This window comes from Leptospira mayottensis 200901116 (assembly GCF_000306675.2).
Taxonomy (GTDB): Bacteria; Spirochaetota; Leptospiria; order Leptospirales; family Leptospiraceae; genus Leptospira; species Leptospira mayottensis.
The window spans coordinates 2,285,266-2,304,687 of record NZ_CP024871.1; the positions used below are offsets into that span (position 1 = coordinate 2,285,266).

Genomic DNA, 19,422 nt, shown 5'->3' on the forward strand with positions numbered 1-19,422 from the left:
ATACCCAATTGCCAAAGAGATTTCAATTCGTTGTTGTTACAAGTGCGCACGTTTTTGTCAAATGGCGATCCATAAATAATATCCCTCAATTTTTTATACGAGAAATTAAATTTCATCTAGAATCAGATTTTTTTATTTCTCCAAATCAATACAGAAAATATAGACTATTCCTTATTCTTTTCCAATTTATGTCCTCAAAATTGTTATCGGATTTTTAAAAACCGCCGATCCTAGAATAAGGATCAGGAGAAGAAATATGCTCAGAGGAATGTATACGGGTGCAAACGGGATGATCATCCAACAGACTCGGATGGATGTGATTTCAAACAATCTTGCAAACGTGGATAAAACCGCATTTAAAAAAGACACGACCGTTTTTAAGACATTCCCCGAACTCCTGCTCCATCGGTTCGACGAAGACGGAGTCGGCAAAGTGCCGATGGGTTCCTTTGATACTGCACCCGTAGTCGGTAAACTCGGATTAGGTGGTGAAGTCAACGAAGTCTACACACGTTTTGAACAAGGCGCAGTGAAAAAAACAGAAAACCCGTTTGATATCATGCTCCAAGACAAACCCGGAAACGAACATCCCGCTTTTTTCAGCGTTATGACAAATCGAGGAGAAAAACTTTCCAGAAGCGGAGCCTTCGTAATGGACACGAACGGCTATCTCGTTACTCCTCAAGGTTTTCCTCTGATGGGAGAAAACGGTCCGATCCGCGTAGCAAGAGGGAATTTTTTAATCAAAGAAAACGGAGAAGTCTGGATCAACGGAGAAATCGGAAATGATCCCGTTAACGGAACTTCCATTGATAAGAACCGTTTTGAAACTCCTGTTCTTTTAGATAGGCTTAAAATTAGGACCGTTGAAAATCCCCGGCATCTCGACAAGGAAGGCGATTCGTTTTACGCCGATACCCCCGAATCCGGCGAGCCTGTACCTTTCGAACTCAAAGATGAACCTTCAATTTTACAGGGATATTTAGAAGCGTCTAACGTGAGTGTTGTTACAGAAATGGTCGAGATGATCGAAGTCAACCGTTCTTACGAAGCCAATCAGAAGACCGTTCAAACTCAAGATAGCTTGTTGGGAAAATTGATCAACGAAGTATTAAGATAATTATCCCTCCAGTCGAATCCCGAACCGCGACTCTTTTCGATCACTCAGCAGATTGAGAAAACGAAAATGAAGATCCCTGTGGATCTTAGTTTTAGTACCGCAAAAATTTCCACCCAAGACAAACGCAACAATCCAGCGCTTAATCTTCCTTTCTTTACGAATATAACAAAGAAGATCCTGAACGACTTCTACCCAAAATACTGCCCTAACTGCGAAGACAAACTACTGACGAAGGAAATCTCAACTCGTCCTGAACTGATCCGTTGTGACGACTGCCGTTACCTGACTTCGAGGTTGAGTTACACACCCTTGCACCACTTCAAACTTCCGATGTGGATGTTTGGTTACGTCCTTTACGAGAGCTTGATCCAACACCCGAAAGTAGTAACCTCAACAGAGATCAGCAAACGACTGAGAATCTCCTACAAAGCTGCGGCACTCCTGAAGAAAAGGTTTCAATGTTTTGCTTCCGATCAATTACCCAAATACAAACAACTTACCTTTGATGCGTTAAATCGTGAGTTCAAGAATTTCTCCTTACCAGCAGATGAGGAAGCGGACGTAATGAAGAAGATGGAGAACAAGCCCTATGTCTGTGCAGACACTGCAGTATTGTATTCTGCAAGCGAAAGAGCCAATCAGGGACGAAAGAGATACCGACATGGTGGAGCAACCGCCTCAATCTACCTCTCCGACAAATTGGGTGGAAGACAGGTTGGAACCTTAGATCCGGTCTCAAAACTATCTATTAAAGAAATTGAAAACAATAATAGTGCTCGCGAGGTAAAGAGAAGCCATATAATTTTCAGATTTTCTTTCCCACCGGATAAGGATAGCCCTGAATCGATTGTGCCAACTGTTAGTTCTTTCAACGACCCATCTTCGAGGCTTTCCTTTATATTTACCGATCAATGGTTTCTCGCCTCTTCTTCGAATGTGAGGCCGGATATTTCTTCTTCTAATTAATTTTTCCGTATCTTTAAAGTCATATCCTTTATCAAGACAGAGATGTTTTGGTTTCTTTTTTCTTCTACCGGAAAAAATCAGGATTGAATTTAAAGTCTCTTTTACGTTATGCTTGTCATGAACATTGGCTCCACTCAATGTTATGGCCAATGGAATTCCATTTCCATCCGTAAGGATATGCCGTTTAACCCCTAATTTGGCGCGGTCTGTAGGGTTTTTGCCGGTTAAACTCCCCCTTTGGGAGCTTTAACAATTGCGGAATCCATCAAGGCCCAGTCCCATGCTATCTTATTCTTCACATCATAATATTTTAAAATAGATTTATAAACCTTTTTGAATACTCCCGCTCGCTCCCATTCTTGGAATCTTCTGTGACAAGTTTGACCAGATCCGAAGTTACTCGGAATTGCCCGCCACTGACAGCCTGTTTTCATTCGATAGATGATCCCCGCCATTACCACTCTTGTAGGTAATCGATTGCGACCTCCTTGGAGATTTGCCCTAACTTTTGGGATTAATGGTTCTATTTTTTCCCAAAGTGCATCGGGGATCTCTGAATAATATTTGTCCATTTCACAAGTAAATAATTACGATTCAAAAGTACAACCAGTTTTGAGACCGGCTCTAAGTGCTCATCCTTAATGATCATGTGCGGAAAAGATGAACTATATCGAACGGCCATTTTAAGCAGAAACAAAAGATTTCATAAATCAAATTGTCGCTTCGGAATATCTAAAATCCTTTCCGTTTCTCGAATGTTTTTTATTATGAATTTGACTAAATTTCGTTGGTCTAGCTTAGAAACAGTTTTTTTAATTTGATCGTAATAGACTATGGTATCTTCTTGGTCCATTTCATTTCTGTTATATTAATTTTTTAGAACTCCTAACGACTTAATATTCTGTAAATTAAAACTCTATTCTATAATCCAATAACCTTCCGAAATTTGTTCAACTTCCATTTTCGGGAAGTTTTTGAAAGTGGAAAAGCTTTTTTGTTGAATATCTAATTTTAAAACACCTCAGTTGTATGTGCTCTGAATCGAAGCCAACCCGCGCAAAAAGTCAGTTATCTTTTTCTAAAAGTGATATTAGAACTTTCATTTTTTCGAATAATTCATCAAAGGTTATCACTTAGATATTATTAAGCTGTTGTCTATATAACTCGAAGGATCAATACCTGCGAGCTTCGCATACTGAATCAACGAAACTCGTAGTCGCGCCTTGCGGACAACCGGAGAAGAGCCAGTTCTTTCTACCGACAACAAAAGGACGAATATCGTTCTCGACAAGATTCGTATCCAACTGCACCTCAGGGTAATCCAAAAACAAAATCAACTTTTTCCATGAAACGCGACCCATAGAGAGCGTTTCAGCTGAAGATAGCGGAGCGTAATCGAAAGCTCTCATACGAAGTATGAAAAACCGGAAATCTATTCCTCTAAAAACTTGGCGCTTCGACTCGTTTCATAGAGATAAAGAACAACGGGTTTCTCTCGAATAAAACCTCGAATCAACCACATATACGATTTTGGTGTATTAGGTTTTCCTTCTTCGTTTAACACTTGGAGAACCGTCTCGTCGATTTGTAATCAATCTCTTTCTGACAGTCGATATTCGTTTTTTTCATATACGGAAGTTTAACACGTCATCTATATTTGCGTAAGATGCGGGTAATTGAGCGCTTACAGAAAAACTATATGGCTAATTTTTGTCCGGAGAATCTTAGCCAATTGATTCAAAGAACAAAATTTTCTTTAAGAATATTGAAATCGGATCGTCAGTTTCGATAGTTATTGGAAACAAGCTGCCGTTTAGGTACTTTTTTTTATAGGGATCAGTAAAATGCAGTTTCCAAAGATTAAGGTTATTAAAAAAATGATAAACAAAAAATGGATTGTAAAACTCAAACGGAAATCCTCCGGGAATAAATTTTGACAAGTCTACATACAAAATTCCGTTTGTCGAATACAAAGAACTCACGCTCCCTTATTTTTCAAAAGCAGTAGAGTCATATCGTCGCTCTGAACCTTTTCAAAATCGGTCACCTTTGAAAAAATTTCAGTTCCGAGTTGTCTAAGCGGAAGTTTTGCGTTGGACTCAAGCAATTTGATCAGCCTTTCTTCTCCAAATAGTTCATCGGATTGATTGCGGGCTTCCGTGATTCCGTCCGTGTATAAAAGTACGATATCTCCAACGGACATAGGAACTCTATGGTCTTCCAGAACTTCTCCTAAATCGTCGACGATTCCAAGCCAAGAACCGGTCGTAGGAATCACTTCCACTTTTTTTTCTTGGGCGCGATAGATCATCAGATCCATGTGTTTTCCGGACACGAGTAAATAATTGTCTTCCAGTCGAAAAAGCATCATCGTCATATAACGATCCGTCCCCAAGCGTGCGATATTCTCTTTAATGACTCGATTAGCCTCATTCAATACTTCGGAAGGGTTAAGCATTGTCTTTTGTTGAACGATTGCTTGTATCGCAGTTTGAGCCATCATCATGATCAATCCGGATTCTACTCCGTGACCGGAAACGTCTCCGATTCCCACCCACTTTTCTCCGTTAGATGCATCGATAATGTCGTAATAATCTCCCCCCACCGAATCCGTGGGAACCATAAGAGCCGCTACCTCGTAATGTCCTATGTTCGACTTACGTGGAAGAAGAGCCGTTTGTATCATTTTGGCTAACTGCATCTCACCCCAGAGAGCGTCTCTGGCTCGCAGCACTTCCGCGCGAGAGTTGTCCAGGTTTTGATTGGCCCCCACAAGTTCGGCTCTTAAGAAATATTCGGATCGAACAAGTTTGAATCTCACCCAAGAGATCGCGGCGGTGATGATAATCGTAGATCCAAGAAAAAAGAGATTGTTCACAATGATTCTCGGATCGAAGGGTTGACCCTCTACTATATTAAATCCGAGATAGATGGACAACACAAGAAATCCATTGACCACGGAATGGATCGGACGCCAGGAAAGAAGAATGTTCACCGCCATAAGCACGAGCATCAAACCGGCATAGTAACTTGAATTGAACCCTCCTAGATCCACGGTCATTAAAACGATCATCAGACTGATCATGGAGGAAATAATATATCCATGCAAAGGATAAGAACGATTAGGATGAGTAAAACGAATTAGAAGATACTCTATGATAACGAGAACCGTCGTTGCTCCTCTGTAAATTGCGAATCGAAGATGCAAATGCGGAGGTTGTGTATAATAATCCAAAAGTAAAAAAAATGGAATGAGGATCATACAAAGCATCGTGAGTACCTGCATCCATTCGCGGACGATTCCCTGAAGGTATATTTCAAAATCATCATTTACCTTCGGATTCATAACTATTTTGTCTTTGAGTGTGAACTGCATACTTTTAAACCGTTTTTTAACCGTTAGGCGCCCGCATTTCCAGAAACATCTGGCATCCAGTTTTTTCGAAAAAGACGCGACTATCTCCCGGAAGAGTGGAAGCCAATTCTAACATTTCTTCTTCCGTTCTATGATACAGAACCCAGTCCAGCCAATACTCCATAAACGCTTTATCAGGATTATTGACGTGAAAGTTTCCTACAATCAGCCTACCGCCGGGCCTGAGCATCTCGAAAAGTCTCGCAAGTACCGCTCTTGCAACCGGAGGAGTTAAGTAATCGAAAAGTCCCATCGAATAGATAAAGTCGAATCTTCCCCAAGCCCCCGGAAGATCTCTGATACGGAGCATAGAACGTACAGAATCGTTGATATATTTAACGTGGATCGAAAGACCTTTCTCAAGTTCGAGTTGATTCACCGTGTTCATAGCAACTCGAAGTGCTTCCATATCCTGATCGAGTAATGTAAAATGAATTTTTTTCAACCCGACCATATCGCTGAAAGCTTCTCCAATTTCATCGGCGGGACCACAAGCGACGGACATAGCGCGAAAATCAGAATTACCGTGATTTTCTACGGCCTCTTGAATTTGATCCGCGATCATCCTGCGCCGATTGCGTACCGCATTCGCTGCTGGGATTTGTAGAGGATAACTGTGCAATAACCTTGCAAAAAGAGACTTACCCATGACTTCATTTTCATAAATCATCTTCATCATTTCATAGTCTCCCGCGTATCCGCGAGGTTTTAAATTCGTCCTCAGCATAAAAGCGGAATGAAGAATAAAATCCCAGACTTGTTTTCTGAAAAAAAATCCGTGCGCTTCGTTTTCGTCCTTTGAGAAATTTTTTGTTTGTTCCTGGAGTTCTTGCACTTTGGATTCGAAAAATTCCATAAACGTCTGACCTTCCCGATCTAGAATCATCTGATGCAAATGTTCCTGAACCGGCCCCGGTTCTTTTAAAAATTTCCGATCCAAGTCGTCGAAGAATTGTTTATATACGTTCAATTCGAACGTAAGGTTGGCGCTGTATTCTTTAAAACGTTGATTCACTTTTTCTTTTTGATTGAGTATTAATTGTAAATTAAAAAGTCCGGTGTCGTATACGGTGAATCTCTTTTTGCCGATCAGATCGGCCACGTCTACTGTATCATCGAGAAGCAATACCAAATACTGAGGAAGAGCGGTGGAAGTGGCCGCATTTTTAACGGGAAGCATTCTACATCTACCGAGTTCGATTCTTTTTCCATCCAGCTCGATGATAAATCCGTCGGCGTTAAATGGAACGATGTATGGCGGCGCCTTTGGAAGCCGAATTTGAAAAGAATAGCGCGAATGCCCACACACTTCTACATTCGTAATGCTCCCATTCGTCTGGAGTAGGCCCACGATTGTATGTTCAACAATCATATAAACTACTGTCCCATGACCTGAATTCTTCCGTCTTTAGTCTCAAAGATCCGTAGAGCGGAAAAACTTAAGTCCTGCCATTTCTTAGTCTTGTTGTAAATGAGTTTGACCTTGCCGTTTCCTTTCTTAATCATTTCCAAAGTTTTAATCACAGGAGTAATCGTAGAAGAATTCATATATTCAAGTTGTCTAAAGTCCCAGATTACCGCTTTGTGTTGATCGGTACCTCGTTTCATTACATCCGACAACGTTGGTATAATGAACTGACTCGGGTTTCTCTGAACACTTTTTCCGAGCCAACGAATTAGAATCTCGTCACCGTCCACAACTTCCAGTTGAAGTTGGTCTTCCGAAAAAATCTGATTATTCAAGCTCATGTTAAACCACCTGCTCTCTATCTATTTTCGGTTGTAGGGCCGATACATAGAGAATATCATCTTCGTTTACATAAAAATCAAGAATTGCTTCACCTTCATAAGCGATACGAATTAGCCCTAGTCCGCTTTCATTGTCTTCTAAGGGTTGTCCTGCTACAAGTTTCAGTCTTTCTAAATAAGCTTGAAACGGAGATTGAAAACTTCGAATCCATTGAATGATAGAATCAAGACGACGTAGATTTTCTATAATTCCTGCAGAAGGAAGAGGACTCCAGGCTTGCACGAGCATTCCATCCTTACCGGATTCTAATTTAAAAGTAAACTCTTGGCTTTCACTTGTGAAGTGGCCGTATTTAATCGCATTTTCAAGAATTTCGGATGCAATCATACAAAGCGCGTCCCTAGTTTCGTCCGATGAACCCAACTCCTCCAAAAAATTACGACACTCTTTTCTTGCCCTTTCAATCTCCGCCCAAATAGGACGAAGTTTCATTTCAAGCAGTTTGCCTTCGTTGCTATTTTGCATCAGAACCCCTCCGCCCTGTTAGGGCCAACACATCTCTCACCAACGTTGGACGAAGCGCGGTGATCTTTCATAACATACCAACCGGGAAGAATATTTCTTGAGGTTCTTTTTTACCTCGTAGCAAAAACGTACCGACTGCTTTGACGTTGATTTCATGACGAATAAAATCGGAAGTAAAAGAATCCAAAAGTATATCATGACCCGTCGTTTTCGTAAGAACTTCCAGTCTGCTCGCAGTATTGACCGCATCGCCTAACACGGTATATTCCATGTGTCGAGAAGAACCTATGTTTCCTGCAAATACGTTCCCCGTCGAAATCCCAATTCCCATTGCCACGGGAGTGATAATTTTTGGATTTCGGTTATCATTGAACGCACGTAGATACTCTCGGATTTGCAGAGCCAATCGAACGCAATTGATTGTATCCTCTTCTTCCGGGAAAGGACAGCCAAAAGTGATCAAAAGTCCGTCTCCTAGTAATTTATTTACCGAGCCTCCGTTCGCGTAAGTAATATCCATAAGCCCCGTAAACAACTCGCTCAAAAAAGCCGCGAATTCATTTGGATTCAACGTTTCGGCAATTCCCGTGGAATTTCGAACATCGCAGAATAACATCGTAGCTTGAACATTCTTTCCCTCAAGTTCCGTTTGTCGTTTTTCATCGATGAGGTAATCCACCAAGTTTTCAGGAAAGTATTTCTCCAACAGACGTTTTGCCTGTTCCACGTCCTCCATTCGTTTGCTGAGTTCTTGGGATTTAGCATGCAGTTCGCTTATATCTCGTAAGGTGAAAACACAACCGTGAGAAGTTCCATTCGTATCATGAATCGGAGCTACCGTGCAGATAACGGGAATACTCCGCCCATTGGAGCCGGAAAGAATCACGTGTTCAAAAACGGCGGGCGACTGATTGATCGTAGCATAAGAAACTAAATTTTGAATGATCGCACCTTTCGTGTCTCTTAAATGCATTACATCATCTACTATCCTACCTCGAACCGCTTTCTCACTCATTCCCAAAAGGGCTTCCGCAACCGGATTTAAAAACTTAACTCTGGAAATCGAATCGGTAGCGATTACTCCGTCTCCTATCGAACTCAAAGTGGTAGTCAACCAGCTTGCATCTTCACGAAAACGTTTTTCCATCTTATGTCGATAGAGACACATCTCAACTGTGATCTCAAGTTCTCGAACATTCACCGGTTTGAGAATATATCCGAACGGTTCCGTAACACGAGCCCTTTTCAGAGTAGCTTCGTCGCTGTGCGCAGTCACATAGATCACAGGAACATCTAGTATCTCTTTTAACTTGACGACGGTTTCAACTCCGTCGATAAACCCGGTGCCGAGAACAATGTCGATCAACACAAGATCCGGGCGAGTTTCTCGGGCCATCTGGATTGCCTTTTCTCCGTTAGTCGCAAGACCAATCGAAGTGTAACCAAATTTCTGTAGAATCTCTTGAATATCACGCGCTACGATTCTTTCGTCCTCAACCACAAGAATCCGTGAAGCTTGTGACGCTCTATTCGCAAATTCTAACATCTTAGCACCAATGAAAGGTAAGAATCGATTCAAAAAAAAGATTCTTATTCAGGCTTTGACGATAGATAAAATGAAATTGTCCCTTGAACGTTTTCGATCCTGTTTTGTTGCGCATAATCAAAACCTAAGTGTTCGTTCGTTAAAAACTGAAGATGTTTATTTGTGCTTTTAAAATCATCTCAGTCGCCTGGAACCATGTATATTGGCAACGTTTTAACACTAAAGGTTTGGATGGCCTCTTTCACATAGGAATTGACAGTGACCCGCTCTGACTAAATTTATAATTAGAACGAGTTCGGGTTTAGATACCACCTTACGAAAGAAAGTATCTAAAAACTTCTGATTGAGATCGGCTACTTCCGAACTAATTTTGTGAGAAGTGAACATAGTACCCCTTTCACCGTAATTTTCACGCGTCGAACCGTTCTGAAACGGATTCCGATTCGGGTAGCGAAAGACCTTTCTAAGGCCTCAATTGATTGTTGCGGTAAATCGTCAGTACGGACTAACAGATTTTTTGACTTTAGTCAACTAGTTATTTTTGATATTCAAAAAACGGAAAGCAATTCAAAGAATCAATCGAATCTCGGCATTTTACGAACACAAGGCATTCGAACATCCGTAGAAGCTCGCACATATTAGCTGCTATAGTTACCGAAACGGCAGGAGAAAAAACCGCTCAATTTTTAAACGCTTTTTCCCAAAAGAAATCGGACTCGTCCGAGAAGCGACGAAGCGATCAACCCTCTCTCAAAACCTGGGAAAGACAAAACATAGACAAAGATAACGAGAAGATCATCATCACTTGGCTTGAATACCGCGCCAATATCGTATCTTGGCAAATTTTCTGTGCGAAAAAAAGGAGCGAAATTAAAAGTCGTTCCAGTAGACGATCTCACCGTCAAGGGATCTCAAGCGAACACAAAAGACTTATCGTCTAAAAACTGAACTCGTATCTATTAACCAGTGTCAACACGTTAGATACAGTTGCCCCGTTGTACCATGATCGAACGAGCACATTAATTTGGAGTAAAGGTTTTTGTGACGGGGCCCGCAAGCCGTTTCTCACATGCCAATCGATATACAGGCGTTAGACGGTGACTTTTATGTATTTTCAGGTCATAATGTATAATAGCCCCGCACGTTTCACAATAAAACAAACGGCTTCAGTTTACACTACGATCACTTTTCCCTGTTTATAATCCACGGTCACTTTTTGTCCGTCCGAAAATTTACCATTTAAAATGTAGCGACTGAGAACGTTACCAACTTCTCTTTGGATCAAACGTTTTAGAGGCCTAGCTCCGTATTCGGCATCGAAACCGACTCTAGAAATATAGTCTTTCAATTCGTCTGTAAACTGAACATCCAAACCATTCTCCTTCGCCTTTTGCTTCAACACTTCCAACTGAATATCCGCAATCTTGTGAATCACGGAATTAGTAATTGAATGAAATAGAATCACTTCGTCAATTCGGTTTAAGAATTCTGGTTTGAATTGTTTTTTCAAACGTTCTTCGACTAATCTTTCTTTTTCTTCGGTACTATATTCGAAAGAACCCAAAATGTCCGATCCGATATTGGAAGTAAGAATGATCACTGTGTTCTTGAAATCAACGTTACGCCCCTTTCCATCGGTCAACCTTCCTTCATCCAAAATTTGAAGAAAGATGTTGAATACATCTGGGTTCGCCTTTTCAACTTCGTCAAATAGAATCAGAGAATATGGTCTTCTTCTCACCGCTTCAGTAAGTTGTCCTCCTTCGTCGTATCCCACGTAACCGGGCGGCGCTCCGATAAGTCGCGCAACAGAATGCGCTTCCATATACTCGCTCATATCAATTCGATGCATCGCATTTGTATCGTCGAACAAGAATTCGGCGAGAGCCTTTGCGGTTTCCGTCTTTCCAACTCCCGTAGGCCCTAGAAATAAGAAAGTTCCAATTGGTCGATTCGGATCCGCAATTCCAGCCCTTGATCTTTGTACCGCTTCGGATACCAACTTGAGAGCGTGATCCTGACCGATGACCCTTGTCTTCAAAGCGTCTTCCATCAAAAGAAGTTTTGCTCTTTCCCCTTGAAGCATTTTGGATACGGGAATTCCAGTCCAACGAGAAACGATGTTCGCAATGTCTTCCTCGGAGACCTCCTCTTTCAAAAGCCGAGAAGCTCCTTCTTGTTTTTTTAATTCTTCGTTTGCTGTTTCAAATTCTTTTTGTAGATCGACTAGTTTTCCGTAGCGAATTTCGGCGACTCTATTGATTTCCCCTTTTCTTTCCGCGTCCGCCTCTAAGTTTTTATACTTTTCGATCTCTTCCTTAATTTGTTTCAATCGCAAGATTTTGGATTTTTCCAAATCCCATCTCGCTTTCAAGGTTTGAAAATTCTGCTCTTGTTCCGCAAGATCCTTTTCAAGAGATTTCAATCTTTCTTTCGAAGCGGAATCCTGTTCTTTTTTTAAAGCCTCTCTTTCGATTCTTAAGGATTGAATCCGTTTACTCGCACGATCCAATTCTTCTGGCATGGAGTCGATTTCGATTCTCATCTTAGAAGACGCCTCGTCGATCAAATCCACCGCTTTATCGGGAAGAAAACGGTCCGCGATATATCTATTGGAAAGAGTAGCCGCCGCGATCAACGCAGAATCAAGGATTCGAATTCCATGATGGAGCTCGTAACGCCCTTTCAGTCCTCTTAAGATCGTAACCGTCTCTTCGACGGAAGGTTCTTTTATGTAAACGGGTTGAAACCTTCTTTCCAAAGCGGCATCTTTTTCGATGTATTTCTGATATTCTTTCAGAGTGGTCGCACCAATACATCGGAGTTCTCCTCTTGCAAGCATCGGCTTTAACATATTAGAAGCGTCTAATGCACCTTCTGTTGCCCCAGCACCTACAAGAGTATGAATCTCATCTATAAATAAAATGACCTCTCCGTCCGAGGCCTTAACTTCGTCGAGAAGAGCTTTCAATCTGTCTTCAAACTCCCCTCTATACTTGGCTCCCGCAATCATGGAACCGAGATCCAGGGTATAAAGGATTTTATTCCTGATTCCTTCCGGAATCTCTCCCTGTACGATCTTGTTCGCAAGTCCTTCCACGATCGCAGTCTTACCTACTCCGGGTTCTCCGATAAGAACCGGGTTGTTTTTCGTTCTTCTGGAGAGGACTTGAATCGTCCTTCTTATCTCTTCGTCTCTTCCTATAACGGGATCGAGTTTTCCCTGTTTAGCGAGGTCGTTTAGATTTTTCGCATACTTTGCAAGAGCGTCCGTTTTTCCTTCGGGTGAATCGTCCATGATCGCCTTTCCCTTTCTATTTTCCAAAGTAATATTAAGTAATTTAGAATATTCTAATCCTAGTTTTAAAAATTCCTCCTTCAACGGTCCGGTTCCGTTTTTCATAAGCCCGAGAAGTACATGATCTGTCGATAAATACTCGTCTTTTAATTCTTTACGAATTTCGTCCGCAGTCTTCAAAAGAGAAACCGCAGAACGTGAAAATCCTACGTCGGAAGTTCCTCCAACTTTCGGAAGCCGCCTCAGCGCATCTTCGATTTTCTCAAGAAAGGATTTCGGATTTAGATTGAGTTTTGAAATCAAAAGTGGAACGAGTCCGTCGGTCTGTACCAAAACTTCTCTGAGAATATGTTCTTCGCTGATTTCTGGATTTCCCGACTTCTCAGCGGAAACTTGTGCGTTATGTAACGCTTCATTTAATTTTGCAGTGAGTTTATCTAGTTTCATTTCCTAATTCTCCAACTTTTTCATTTAGAATTTAGACTCTCTGATTCTAAAAAAATCTCAATTTTCTGCCATATTGGCATCCATATTTTAACATGCAACCCACATTCATTTCTAGAATATGAGAACTACTGCAGAAATAAAATTCGAGATCAGGATACAATTTTCATATCGAACTTCCGAACCTTTAACGCTTAGTTGCCATAAATAGGGAATGTAAATCGAAAGGAGCCTAACCGAACATTCCAAACTCTAAGGCCGAATTAAAAGTATCTCATCCATTTTATGTCCCGTTTTTTGCAAAACCATTTACTTTTCCTTTGACAGTGAAGGGTTTAACGTGCGTTTTACAAGAAAACATCATGAGTAAAGAACCCCCAAAAGAAAGCTGGAAATCCAGAACTGGACTCATCCTCACCGTGGCGAGCGGAGCGATCGGCCTCGGAAATTTCATCCGATTTCCCGGACAAGCAGTGGCAAACGGCGGAGGAGCCTTCATGGTTCCCTACATCATTAGCTTCATTCTTGTCGGAATCCCAGTCTGCGTCACAGAATGGATCATGGGAAGGATGGGAGGTCGCACCGGTCATAGTGCCCCTTTTTTATTCAAAAGTTTCCTATCTGGCTTTCCCCTCCGAATCGTGGGAGCCATCGGAATTACGATCCCCATTCTCATATACATATATTATATTTTCATCGAAGCCTGGTGCCTTGCTTATTCTTTTGAATTTTTAACCGGACAAATTCAGTTCAACACGAATGGACACATTCCTCAATCCCAAATCATTCAAGCCGCAGGAAATTACTATTTGGATCTGACCGGGGCCAGACAAAATGGGGACGCAATTTCTGGTAAAATCTTTTACGCCACGATCACTTGTTTTATTCTTAACTTTGCTCTAGTCTATCGAGGAATTTCCAAGGGAATCGAAACCTTCGCCAAGATCGCGGTTCCTTTAATGTTGATCTCTTCTGCGATCATTCTCGTTAGAGTTCTTACGTTAGACAACATCGAGATTGGTCTCGGAAAAATGTGGAACCCGGATTGGTCCTCTCTTTTAAAATCAGAGGTCTGGATCGCCGCGGCGGGTCAGATTTTTTTCACTTTATCTGCTGGTTTCGGAATCGCACTTGTTTTCTCAAGTTATCTCAAGCGAGACAACGACGTAGTCCTTTCCTCTCTTTCCGCCGCCTCCTTAAACGAATTCGTGGAAGTTGCAATCGGCGGTATGATTACGATCCCGGTCGCCTTTCTTTTCTTAGGCTCTTCGATCAACGACTTCGGCACGTTCGGTATGGGATTCATCGCACTTCCGTCCGTTTTTTCTTTGATGCCCGGAGGAGAATGGTTTGGTGCAATTTGGTTCTTTGTTCTTTTTCTCGCAGCAATCACATCTTCCGTTACGATGTTACAACCGGGAATCATATTTTTGGAAGAATCCTTCGGGCTTAGAAGACGAACTTCTTGTCTGATCTTGTTCCTGTTCACCGCAAACCTTTCTTTTCCGATCCTTTACTTCAATCAAAACTTTCAGGCGCTTGAGCTCGCCGACTTTTGGGTCGGGACCATTCTGATCTTCATACTTGCAAGTATTCAAATTTTCTTATTCGGTTGGAAAATCGGAGCCAAAAAAGGCATTGAAGACGGGAACGAAGGTTCTCATTTTGAACTTCCAAGATTTTTTTGGTTCGTGATTCAATACATAACTCCAGCGTTTTTACTCGTCGTATTTATCGCCTTTCTCATTCAAAATCTTCCCGGCCATTTTGAAAGAATGAGCGTGGACACTATGATCTCACAGGCAATCGCTCAGGGAACTTCCGTAGAAGCGGCCCGTATGAAAGCGATCATCTCAAGATCCGTTTTTTTCGGAATTCTGATCGTCTTCAGTTTGATTGTGCTTCTCGTACACTACGCCCTGAAATATAAAGAAAATAGAGTAAATTCAAAATGATGTTCTTAGCCCAAAAAGGCCTGACTTGGCAAGGAGTTTCGATCATGACTCTTTCCCTGTTTTTAGTGAGTAGTCTTGCCGTATTCTGCATTTTTAAACTTTTTAAAACCAGAAACCATTGAACCGTTCTTTAGAATACTTTGATAAACTTTCCACGATCTGGGACGATTTCGAACCCAGAAAAGGCCAAATTCAACTTTCCCAAAAGATAGAAGATTCCCTCTTTAACGGAACTCATTTGATTGCAGAGGCGGGAACGGGAGTCGGTAAGTCTCTCGCGTATTTGATTCCCGCGGCCCTTGCTTCGATCGAAAAAGAAGAACCCGTCGTTATTTCCACCGAAACCAAATCCCTTCAACAGCAGCTCCTTTTAAAAGACATTCCGATGGTTTCCAAAATCTTAGGAAGGGATCTAAAAGCGGAAGTCGCAATGGGCGCATCCAACTATGTGTGCAAAAGAAAAATGAATCATGTGTTGCGGGACGGAACCTTCGGTCCAGAGATGATTCCCCATTTGGATTCTTTCAATCGATGGATCCAAACCACCGAATCCGGAAGAAAACAGGAATTTACCGGAATGGCTTCTTACGATTTTTGGAACAGAGTCACAAGAGAGGCGGACAATTGCCTCGGAAGAAATTGTCCCAATTTTTCTCATTCTTATTATTTTCTAGAAAGGGAAAAATGGAAACGCTGTAACATTCTAATCGTAAACCATCACCTTTTGGCAGCGCATATCGCGAGCGATTTCAATATTCTTCCCGAATTCAGTCGAGTGATTTTGGACGAAGCGCATAACTTTCCAAACATCATCGGTTCTTCTTTTCGCCGAGAAATCCGTTCTCAAGAAATCCAAAAACTTCTGCAACAAATCTGGCTTCCGAATAAAAACACTGGAGTCGCGGTTTCGATTTCCTCAAACATTCTCAAGGATTTAGCGACAAAGGCAGGTGAAACTCTAACCGTTTTTTTCAACTCGCTTTCTGGAGAAGTCCCTTTGAATTTTTATAGCCCTCAAAGGATCAAAAGGCCTCTGAAATTGGATCGAGGCGCATTTGCCGCGGTACTTATTGAGATCGCCGAAATCCTCCAGAAACATCTTTCCAAATTGTCCAAGGATAGCGAAGACATCGCGGAAAAAGAATCCGCTCTCGCCTTAGAGATGTTAGCTGTAAGGATCGGTGAGATCGCAGCCGGTCTCGAAACTTTTCGTCAAGTGGACGATCCGAACCTCGTGTATTGGATTGAACCTCCCGATCAGAGTTCGAAAGAGATCTATTATAAAATTTGCATGGAACCTTTGAGTCCGGACGAAATTATTCGCGACTTATTTGCCTCTCGGATGGAGTCGATCGTGTTTACATCAGCAACTCTTTCTACATCTGGAAACGATTTTAAATACTTTCAAAAAAAGATCGGGACCTTACAGGCTTCCAATCTTACAGTTCCTTCTCCTTTTCCGTATCAAAAAAACGCTCTTTTGTATATTCCGAAGGAAATTCGGGATCCCGTCGGAGATCCGGACGGTTATCACGCAGATCTCGCAAAACAAATCCTTTGGCTCATCGAATTGACCCGGGGTAATACATTCGTTTTGTTTACTTCTTTTAAGTCCTTGAAACTAGTTTATGAAGCGATTTGTCCCCATACCGATGTTCCACTATTTTCCCAATCCGATCTGGGACCGGATGGAGCCAAACAAATGTATCTTGAAACCCCCAACAGTGTACTTTTCGGAGTTTCTACGTTTTGGCAGGGAATCGATATCCGTGGAGACAAGCTCAAATCGGTTATCATCGCCAAACTTCCGTTTCAAGTTCCGAACGATCCAGTCTTGGAAACCAAAAGCGAACAGTTAAAAGAATCCGGCGGAAATCCTTTCGCGGAGTTACAACTTCCATACGCTTGCACAGTTCTCAAACAAGGATTCGGTCGTTTGATCCGTTCCGGTACGGACACAGGGATCGTTTCCATTTTGGATCCGAGAATGTTCACAAAATCTTATGGGAAGGATCTTTTGAAGTCCCTTCCTCCCGCCAAATTGATTCAGAACCGGGAAGATTTAAAGAGAGAATTCGCTAATCTGCCGAAATAAGTAGAAGACGTACTTTCGTTTTTTGAGAACCAAATGAATTCCACAGTTCGATTTTTCCTACTCCTTCTTTTTTGGATTCCGATTCAAACCCCATTCTCCTTTGAGAGTAGAGATTACACAGATACAGTGATTGACTGGAAAAAGGGAGAGATTCAGAAAACTCTTTCCTTCAAACTTCCGAAGCTTACTTATTCCGTAGAGGATCCGAATTGGGGCGCAGAAAACACCGCAAAAAATCTGACCGAAGCAAGAAAAAAGGCTTCCTTAAACGCGGAGGAAGAGCTCAAAAAATTTCTTTTTCGAAAAATAGACACTCTGAAATTAGATTCGGAATTTACTCTTCGAGAAAAAATCAAAGAAGATTCTCTATTTCGAGAAATCTTCAACCAAATCTTCGAGATCGAACCGATGTTTACAACGGTCAACTTTGTGGAAAATCGAGCGATCTCAAAAGGCCTCATTCAATTCAAAGGGAAACGAGGTATTCTGAATTACGTTTTTCTTCCTTACAATACGGAAAGTTTTCCGGAATATCCAGCTCCTACACTGGCCGCGGAATTCACTTCTCTCATCATAGACGCCAGACACCTGGAATTGGATACCGCTTTGTTTCCGGAAATTCTTTCGGAAGAAGGAAATAGTCTTTATTCTCCCTATTTCGTTTCCAAGGAAAACGCGGTTCAAAACGGTTATGTAAGTTATATGAAAACTCCGGAAGAAGCGTTCCGTTCCCGGATCGCCGGTATCAAACCCTACTACGTAACTGCGTTAAGTGTCACTGGCCATTATCCCGTAAACCCAGTGATCGCAGCAGAAGACGCAAGGAAACTGCTTGCCTCCCCTAAAACCAGATCGGCTCTGAAAAATTGTAGGGTCATTATTTTGAAAGATAAATGATTTTGTAGGAAACTACGACGAGTAGATAGATCTTCGCCTTCTGTCAAATGCAGTCGCTTATCTAGAACTTCGAAAGAATGATTTTCTCCAAATCTGCAAGAGCCTGATTCAGATCGTCGTTTACGATCTTATAATCGAATTCGTTTTGACGTTCCAACTCAGACTTACCATTTCGGATTCTTTTCAAGATACTTTCTTCCGAATCAGTTCCTCTAGCTCGAAGACGTCTTTCCCATTCCTTTTCGTTCGGAGGAAGAATAAAAATCGTCACAATCCTTCCCGGAAGTTTTTCTTTAATGATTTTGGCACCCTGAACGTCTATATCCATAATCACGGAAAAACCTTTTTGAAATGCCTCTTCAATAAATTTCAAAGGAGTACCATAGTACTGATCGTGAACGAGAGCCCATTCTAAAAACATGGAATCCTCAATTCCCTTTTCGAATCTTTCCTTTGTTAGAAAAAAATACGTGACTCCTTCCTTGTCTCCTGGACGAGGAGCTCGGGTAGTGCACGAAATCGAGAAAAGAATGTCGGGATGTTTTTCTCTGAGTTTTTGAATGAGTGTGGATTTTCCCCCTCCTGCAACGGAAGAAAGAACGAAAAGTTTGGGAGAATTCAGTCTAGATCTTCCTCTTCGGAAGCGATCGAGTTATCGCTGGATTCGATTCTTTTGGCAAGAGATTCCACTCTTAGGTTGGAAAGAATAAGATGATTACTATCGGTCACAATGATCGAACGAGTTTTTTTGCCTTGAGTCGCATCAATCAAACTGTTGTTGCTCTTGGCCTCGTTCCGAATTCTTTTAGCAGACGCAGAATCCGAATGAATGATACTAACGATCTTAGAAACTAGAACGATATTCCCGAATCCTACGTTGAGTACGCTAAACTGGGACATCAGAGCCTCCTATTTCTGTCCAACCTGAATCTTTCAATGATATCTACCTCGCCGAGCGCCAGATCCAAAACTTCCGAAATTTCTTCATGAGTATATTTTCTTTTTAAAAGGAAAACAACTTTCTCTATTTTTGTGGAATCTTCTCCGATCTCAAGTAGTGCCGCTTCCGCTGAAATTCGAGTGGAATCCGGCTTGATAGGTTTGTAACCGGTTATATTTTCCTGGAGAATCCTACCGAAATCTGCGGGTTTTAGATTATCCTTAAAAATAGGTGTTCCGCCTAATGCAAAATCGGAACTTGGAACGGGGGAAAAAGGGTCTTCATCCAGGGAAATATCCAAAGTGGAATTTCGAGTTCCTGGAAAAAAATCGTTCACGGAAGTATCCTCTTTCCGGATCGTTTTGATTTCCTGAATCCCGAAAAATTTACGAACTCCTTTGCCGATCGTCTCTAAAACGAGATTGGAAGTAGAACCTACGGCTTCGGATTTAATTTGCGGCCTAGAATTTT

Annotated in this window: 15 protein-coding genes and 3 pseudogenes; 6 read left to right on the plus strand and 12 right to left on the minus strand. The window is 41.7% G+C overall.

Translation table 11 applies throughout. The features are described 5' to 3' along the window. The first annotated feature begins 256 nt into the window (after positions 1 to 256). Both LEP1GSC190_RS10365 and LEP1GSC190_RS10370 read left to right on the plus strand, forming a co-directional pair. Positions 257 to 1,120: a flagellar hook-basal body protein gene (locus LEP1GSC190_RS10365; RefSeq protein WP_002747920.1), complete on the plus strand. Its 864-nt coding sequence runs from the start codon at positions 257 to 259 to the stop codon at positions 1,118 to 1,120. A gap of 66 nt (positions 1,121 to 1,186) precedes the next feature. Beyond that, a pseudogene (locus tag LEP1GSC190_RS10370) lies at positions 1,187 to 1,876 on the plus strand (transposase); the annotation flags it as partial. Here the strand turns inward: LEP1GSC190_RS10370 and LEP1GSC190_RS20590 are convergent. The 8 genes and pseudogenes from LEP1GSC190_RS20590 to LEP1GSC190_RS10415 form a co-directional block, all read right to left on the minus strand. Continuing rightward, a complete protein-coding gene (locus LEP1GSC190_RS20590; RefSeq protein ID WP_036036267.1) occupies positions 1,862 to 2,263 on the minus strand; it encodes an IS5 family transposase in 402 nt (133 codons plus the stop codon). The pseudogene LEP1GSC190_RS10370 and the gene LEP1GSC190_RS20590 sit on opposite strands and share 15 nt — an antisense overlap. A 47-nt stretch (positions 2,264 to 2,310) precedes the next feature. After that, the gene (locus LEP1GSC190_RS20595) at positions 2,311 to 2,658 is read right to left on the minus strand and encodes an IS5 family transposase (RefSeq protein ID WP_036048251.1); all 348 of its coding nucleotides are present in this window, start codon (positions 2,656 to 2,658) and stop codon (positions 2,311 to 2,313) included. Positions 2,659 to 3,242: 584 nt separating this feature from the next. Beyond that, positions 3,243 to 3,677 (minus strand): annotated as a pseudogene (locus tag LEP1GSC190_RS21065) (IS66 family transposase); the annotation flags it as partial. Positions 3,678 to 4,064: 387 nt separating this feature from the next. Then, entirely contained in the window at positions 4,065 to 5,462 is a 1,398-nt protein-coding gene (locus tag LEP1GSC190_RS10395) for a PP2C family protein-serine/threonine phosphatase (RefSeq protein ID WP_002747983.1), read from the minus strand. A 16-nt stretch (positions 5,463 to 5,478) separates the two neighbouring features. Beyond that, complete coding sequence (locus LEP1GSC190_RS10400) at positions 5,479 to 6,873, minus strand: class I SAM-dependent methyltransferase (RefSeq protein WP_036048250.1); 1,395 nt, start codon at positions 6,871 to 6,873, stop codon at positions 5,479 to 5,481. Between the two features lie 5 nt (positions 6,874 to 6,878). Further along, positions 6,879 to 7,250 carry a hypothetical protein gene (locus LEP1GSC190_RS10405; protein ID WP_002747741.1) on the minus strand — a complete coding sequence of 124 codons (372 nt, stop codon included), beginning with the start codon at positions 7,248 to 7,250 and terminating at the stop codon, positions 6,879 to 6,881. A gap of 1 nt (position 7,251) precedes the next feature. Continuing rightward, entirely contained in the window at positions 7,252 to 7,776 is a 525-nt protein-coding gene (locus LEP1GSC190_RS10410; RefSeq protein WP_002747759.1) for an ATP-binding protein, read from the minus strand. Positions 7,777 to 7,843: 67 nt separating this feature from the next. Beyond that, complete coding sequence (locus LEP1GSC190_RS10415; RefSeq protein ID WP_036035395.1) at positions 7,844 to 9,322, minus strand: adenylate/guanylate cyclase domain-containing protein; 1,479 nt, start codon at positions 9,320 to 9,322, stop codon at positions 7,844 to 7,846. Between the two features lie 1,069 nt (positions 9,323 to 10,391). Between LEP1GSC190_RS10415 and LEP1GSC190_RS21070 the strand changes: the two genes are divergently transcribed. Beyond that, a complete protein-coding gene (locus LEP1GSC190_RS21070) occupies positions 10,392 to 10,454 on the plus strand; it encodes a hypothetical protein (protein ID WP_117340819.1) in 63 nt (20 codons plus the stop codon). A gap of 39 nt (positions 10,455 to 10,493) precedes the next feature. On the opposite strand, the gene clpB is transcribed toward LEP1GSC190_RS21070, so the two are convergent. Then, positions 10,494 to 13,067 (minus strand): ATP-dependent chaperone ClpB, encoded by a 2,574-nt coding sequence (gene clpB, locus LEP1GSC190_RS10425; RefSeq protein WP_002748023.1) that lies wholly within the window; start codon positions 13,065 to 13,067, stop codon positions 10,494 to 10,496. A gap of 359 nt (positions 13,068 to 13,426) precedes the next feature. Between clpB and LEP1GSC190_RS10430 the strand changes: the two genes are divergently transcribed. From LEP1GSC190_RS10430 to LEP1GSC190_RS10440, 3 genes are all read left to right on the plus strand, one after another. Further along, entirely contained in the window at positions 13,427 to 15,019 is a 1,593-nt protein-coding gene (locus LEP1GSC190_RS10430; protein ID WP_002747804.1) for a sodium-dependent transporter, read from the plus strand. 118 nt (positions 15,020 to 15,137) lie between these two features. After that, a complete protein-coding gene (locus LEP1GSC190_RS10435) occupies positions 15,138 to 17,114 on the plus strand; it encodes an ATP-dependent DNA helicase (protein WP_002747897.1) in 1,977 nt (658 codons plus the stop codon). Between the two features lie 33 nt (positions 17,115 to 17,147). Next, positions 17,148 to 18,011, plus strand: coding sequence for a hypothetical protein (locus tag LEP1GSC190_RS10440; protein ID WP_002747943.1), 864 nt, complete (start codon positions 17,148 to 17,150; stop codon positions 18,009 to 18,011). A 61-nt stretch (positions 18,012 to 18,072) separates the two neighbouring features. Here the strand turns inward: LEP1GSC190_RS10440 and gmk are convergent, their stop codons facing one another. From gmk to LEP1GSC190_RS21075, 3 genes and pseudogenes are all read right to left on the minus strand, one after another. Continuing rightward, entirely contained in the window at positions 18,073 to 18,573 is a 501-nt protein-coding gene (gmk, locus tag LEP1GSC190_RS10445; RefSeq protein ID WP_338034141.1) for a guanylate kinase, read from the minus strand. 56 nt (positions 18,574 to 18,629) lie between these two features. After that, positions 18,630 to 18,911, minus strand: a complete 282-nt coding sequence (locus LEP1GSC190_RS10450) for a DUF370 domain-containing protein (RefSeq protein WP_002727460.1) — start codon at positions 18,909 to 18,911, stop codon at positions 18,630 to 18,632. Next, positions 18,911 to 19,384 (minus strand): annotated as a pseudogene (locus LEP1GSC190_RS21075) (hypothetical protein); the annotation flags it as partial. The gene LEP1GSC190_RS10450 and the pseudogene LEP1GSC190_RS21075, both read right to left, overlap by 1 nt. Between the last annotated feature and the right edge of the window lie 38 nt (positions 19,385 to 19,422).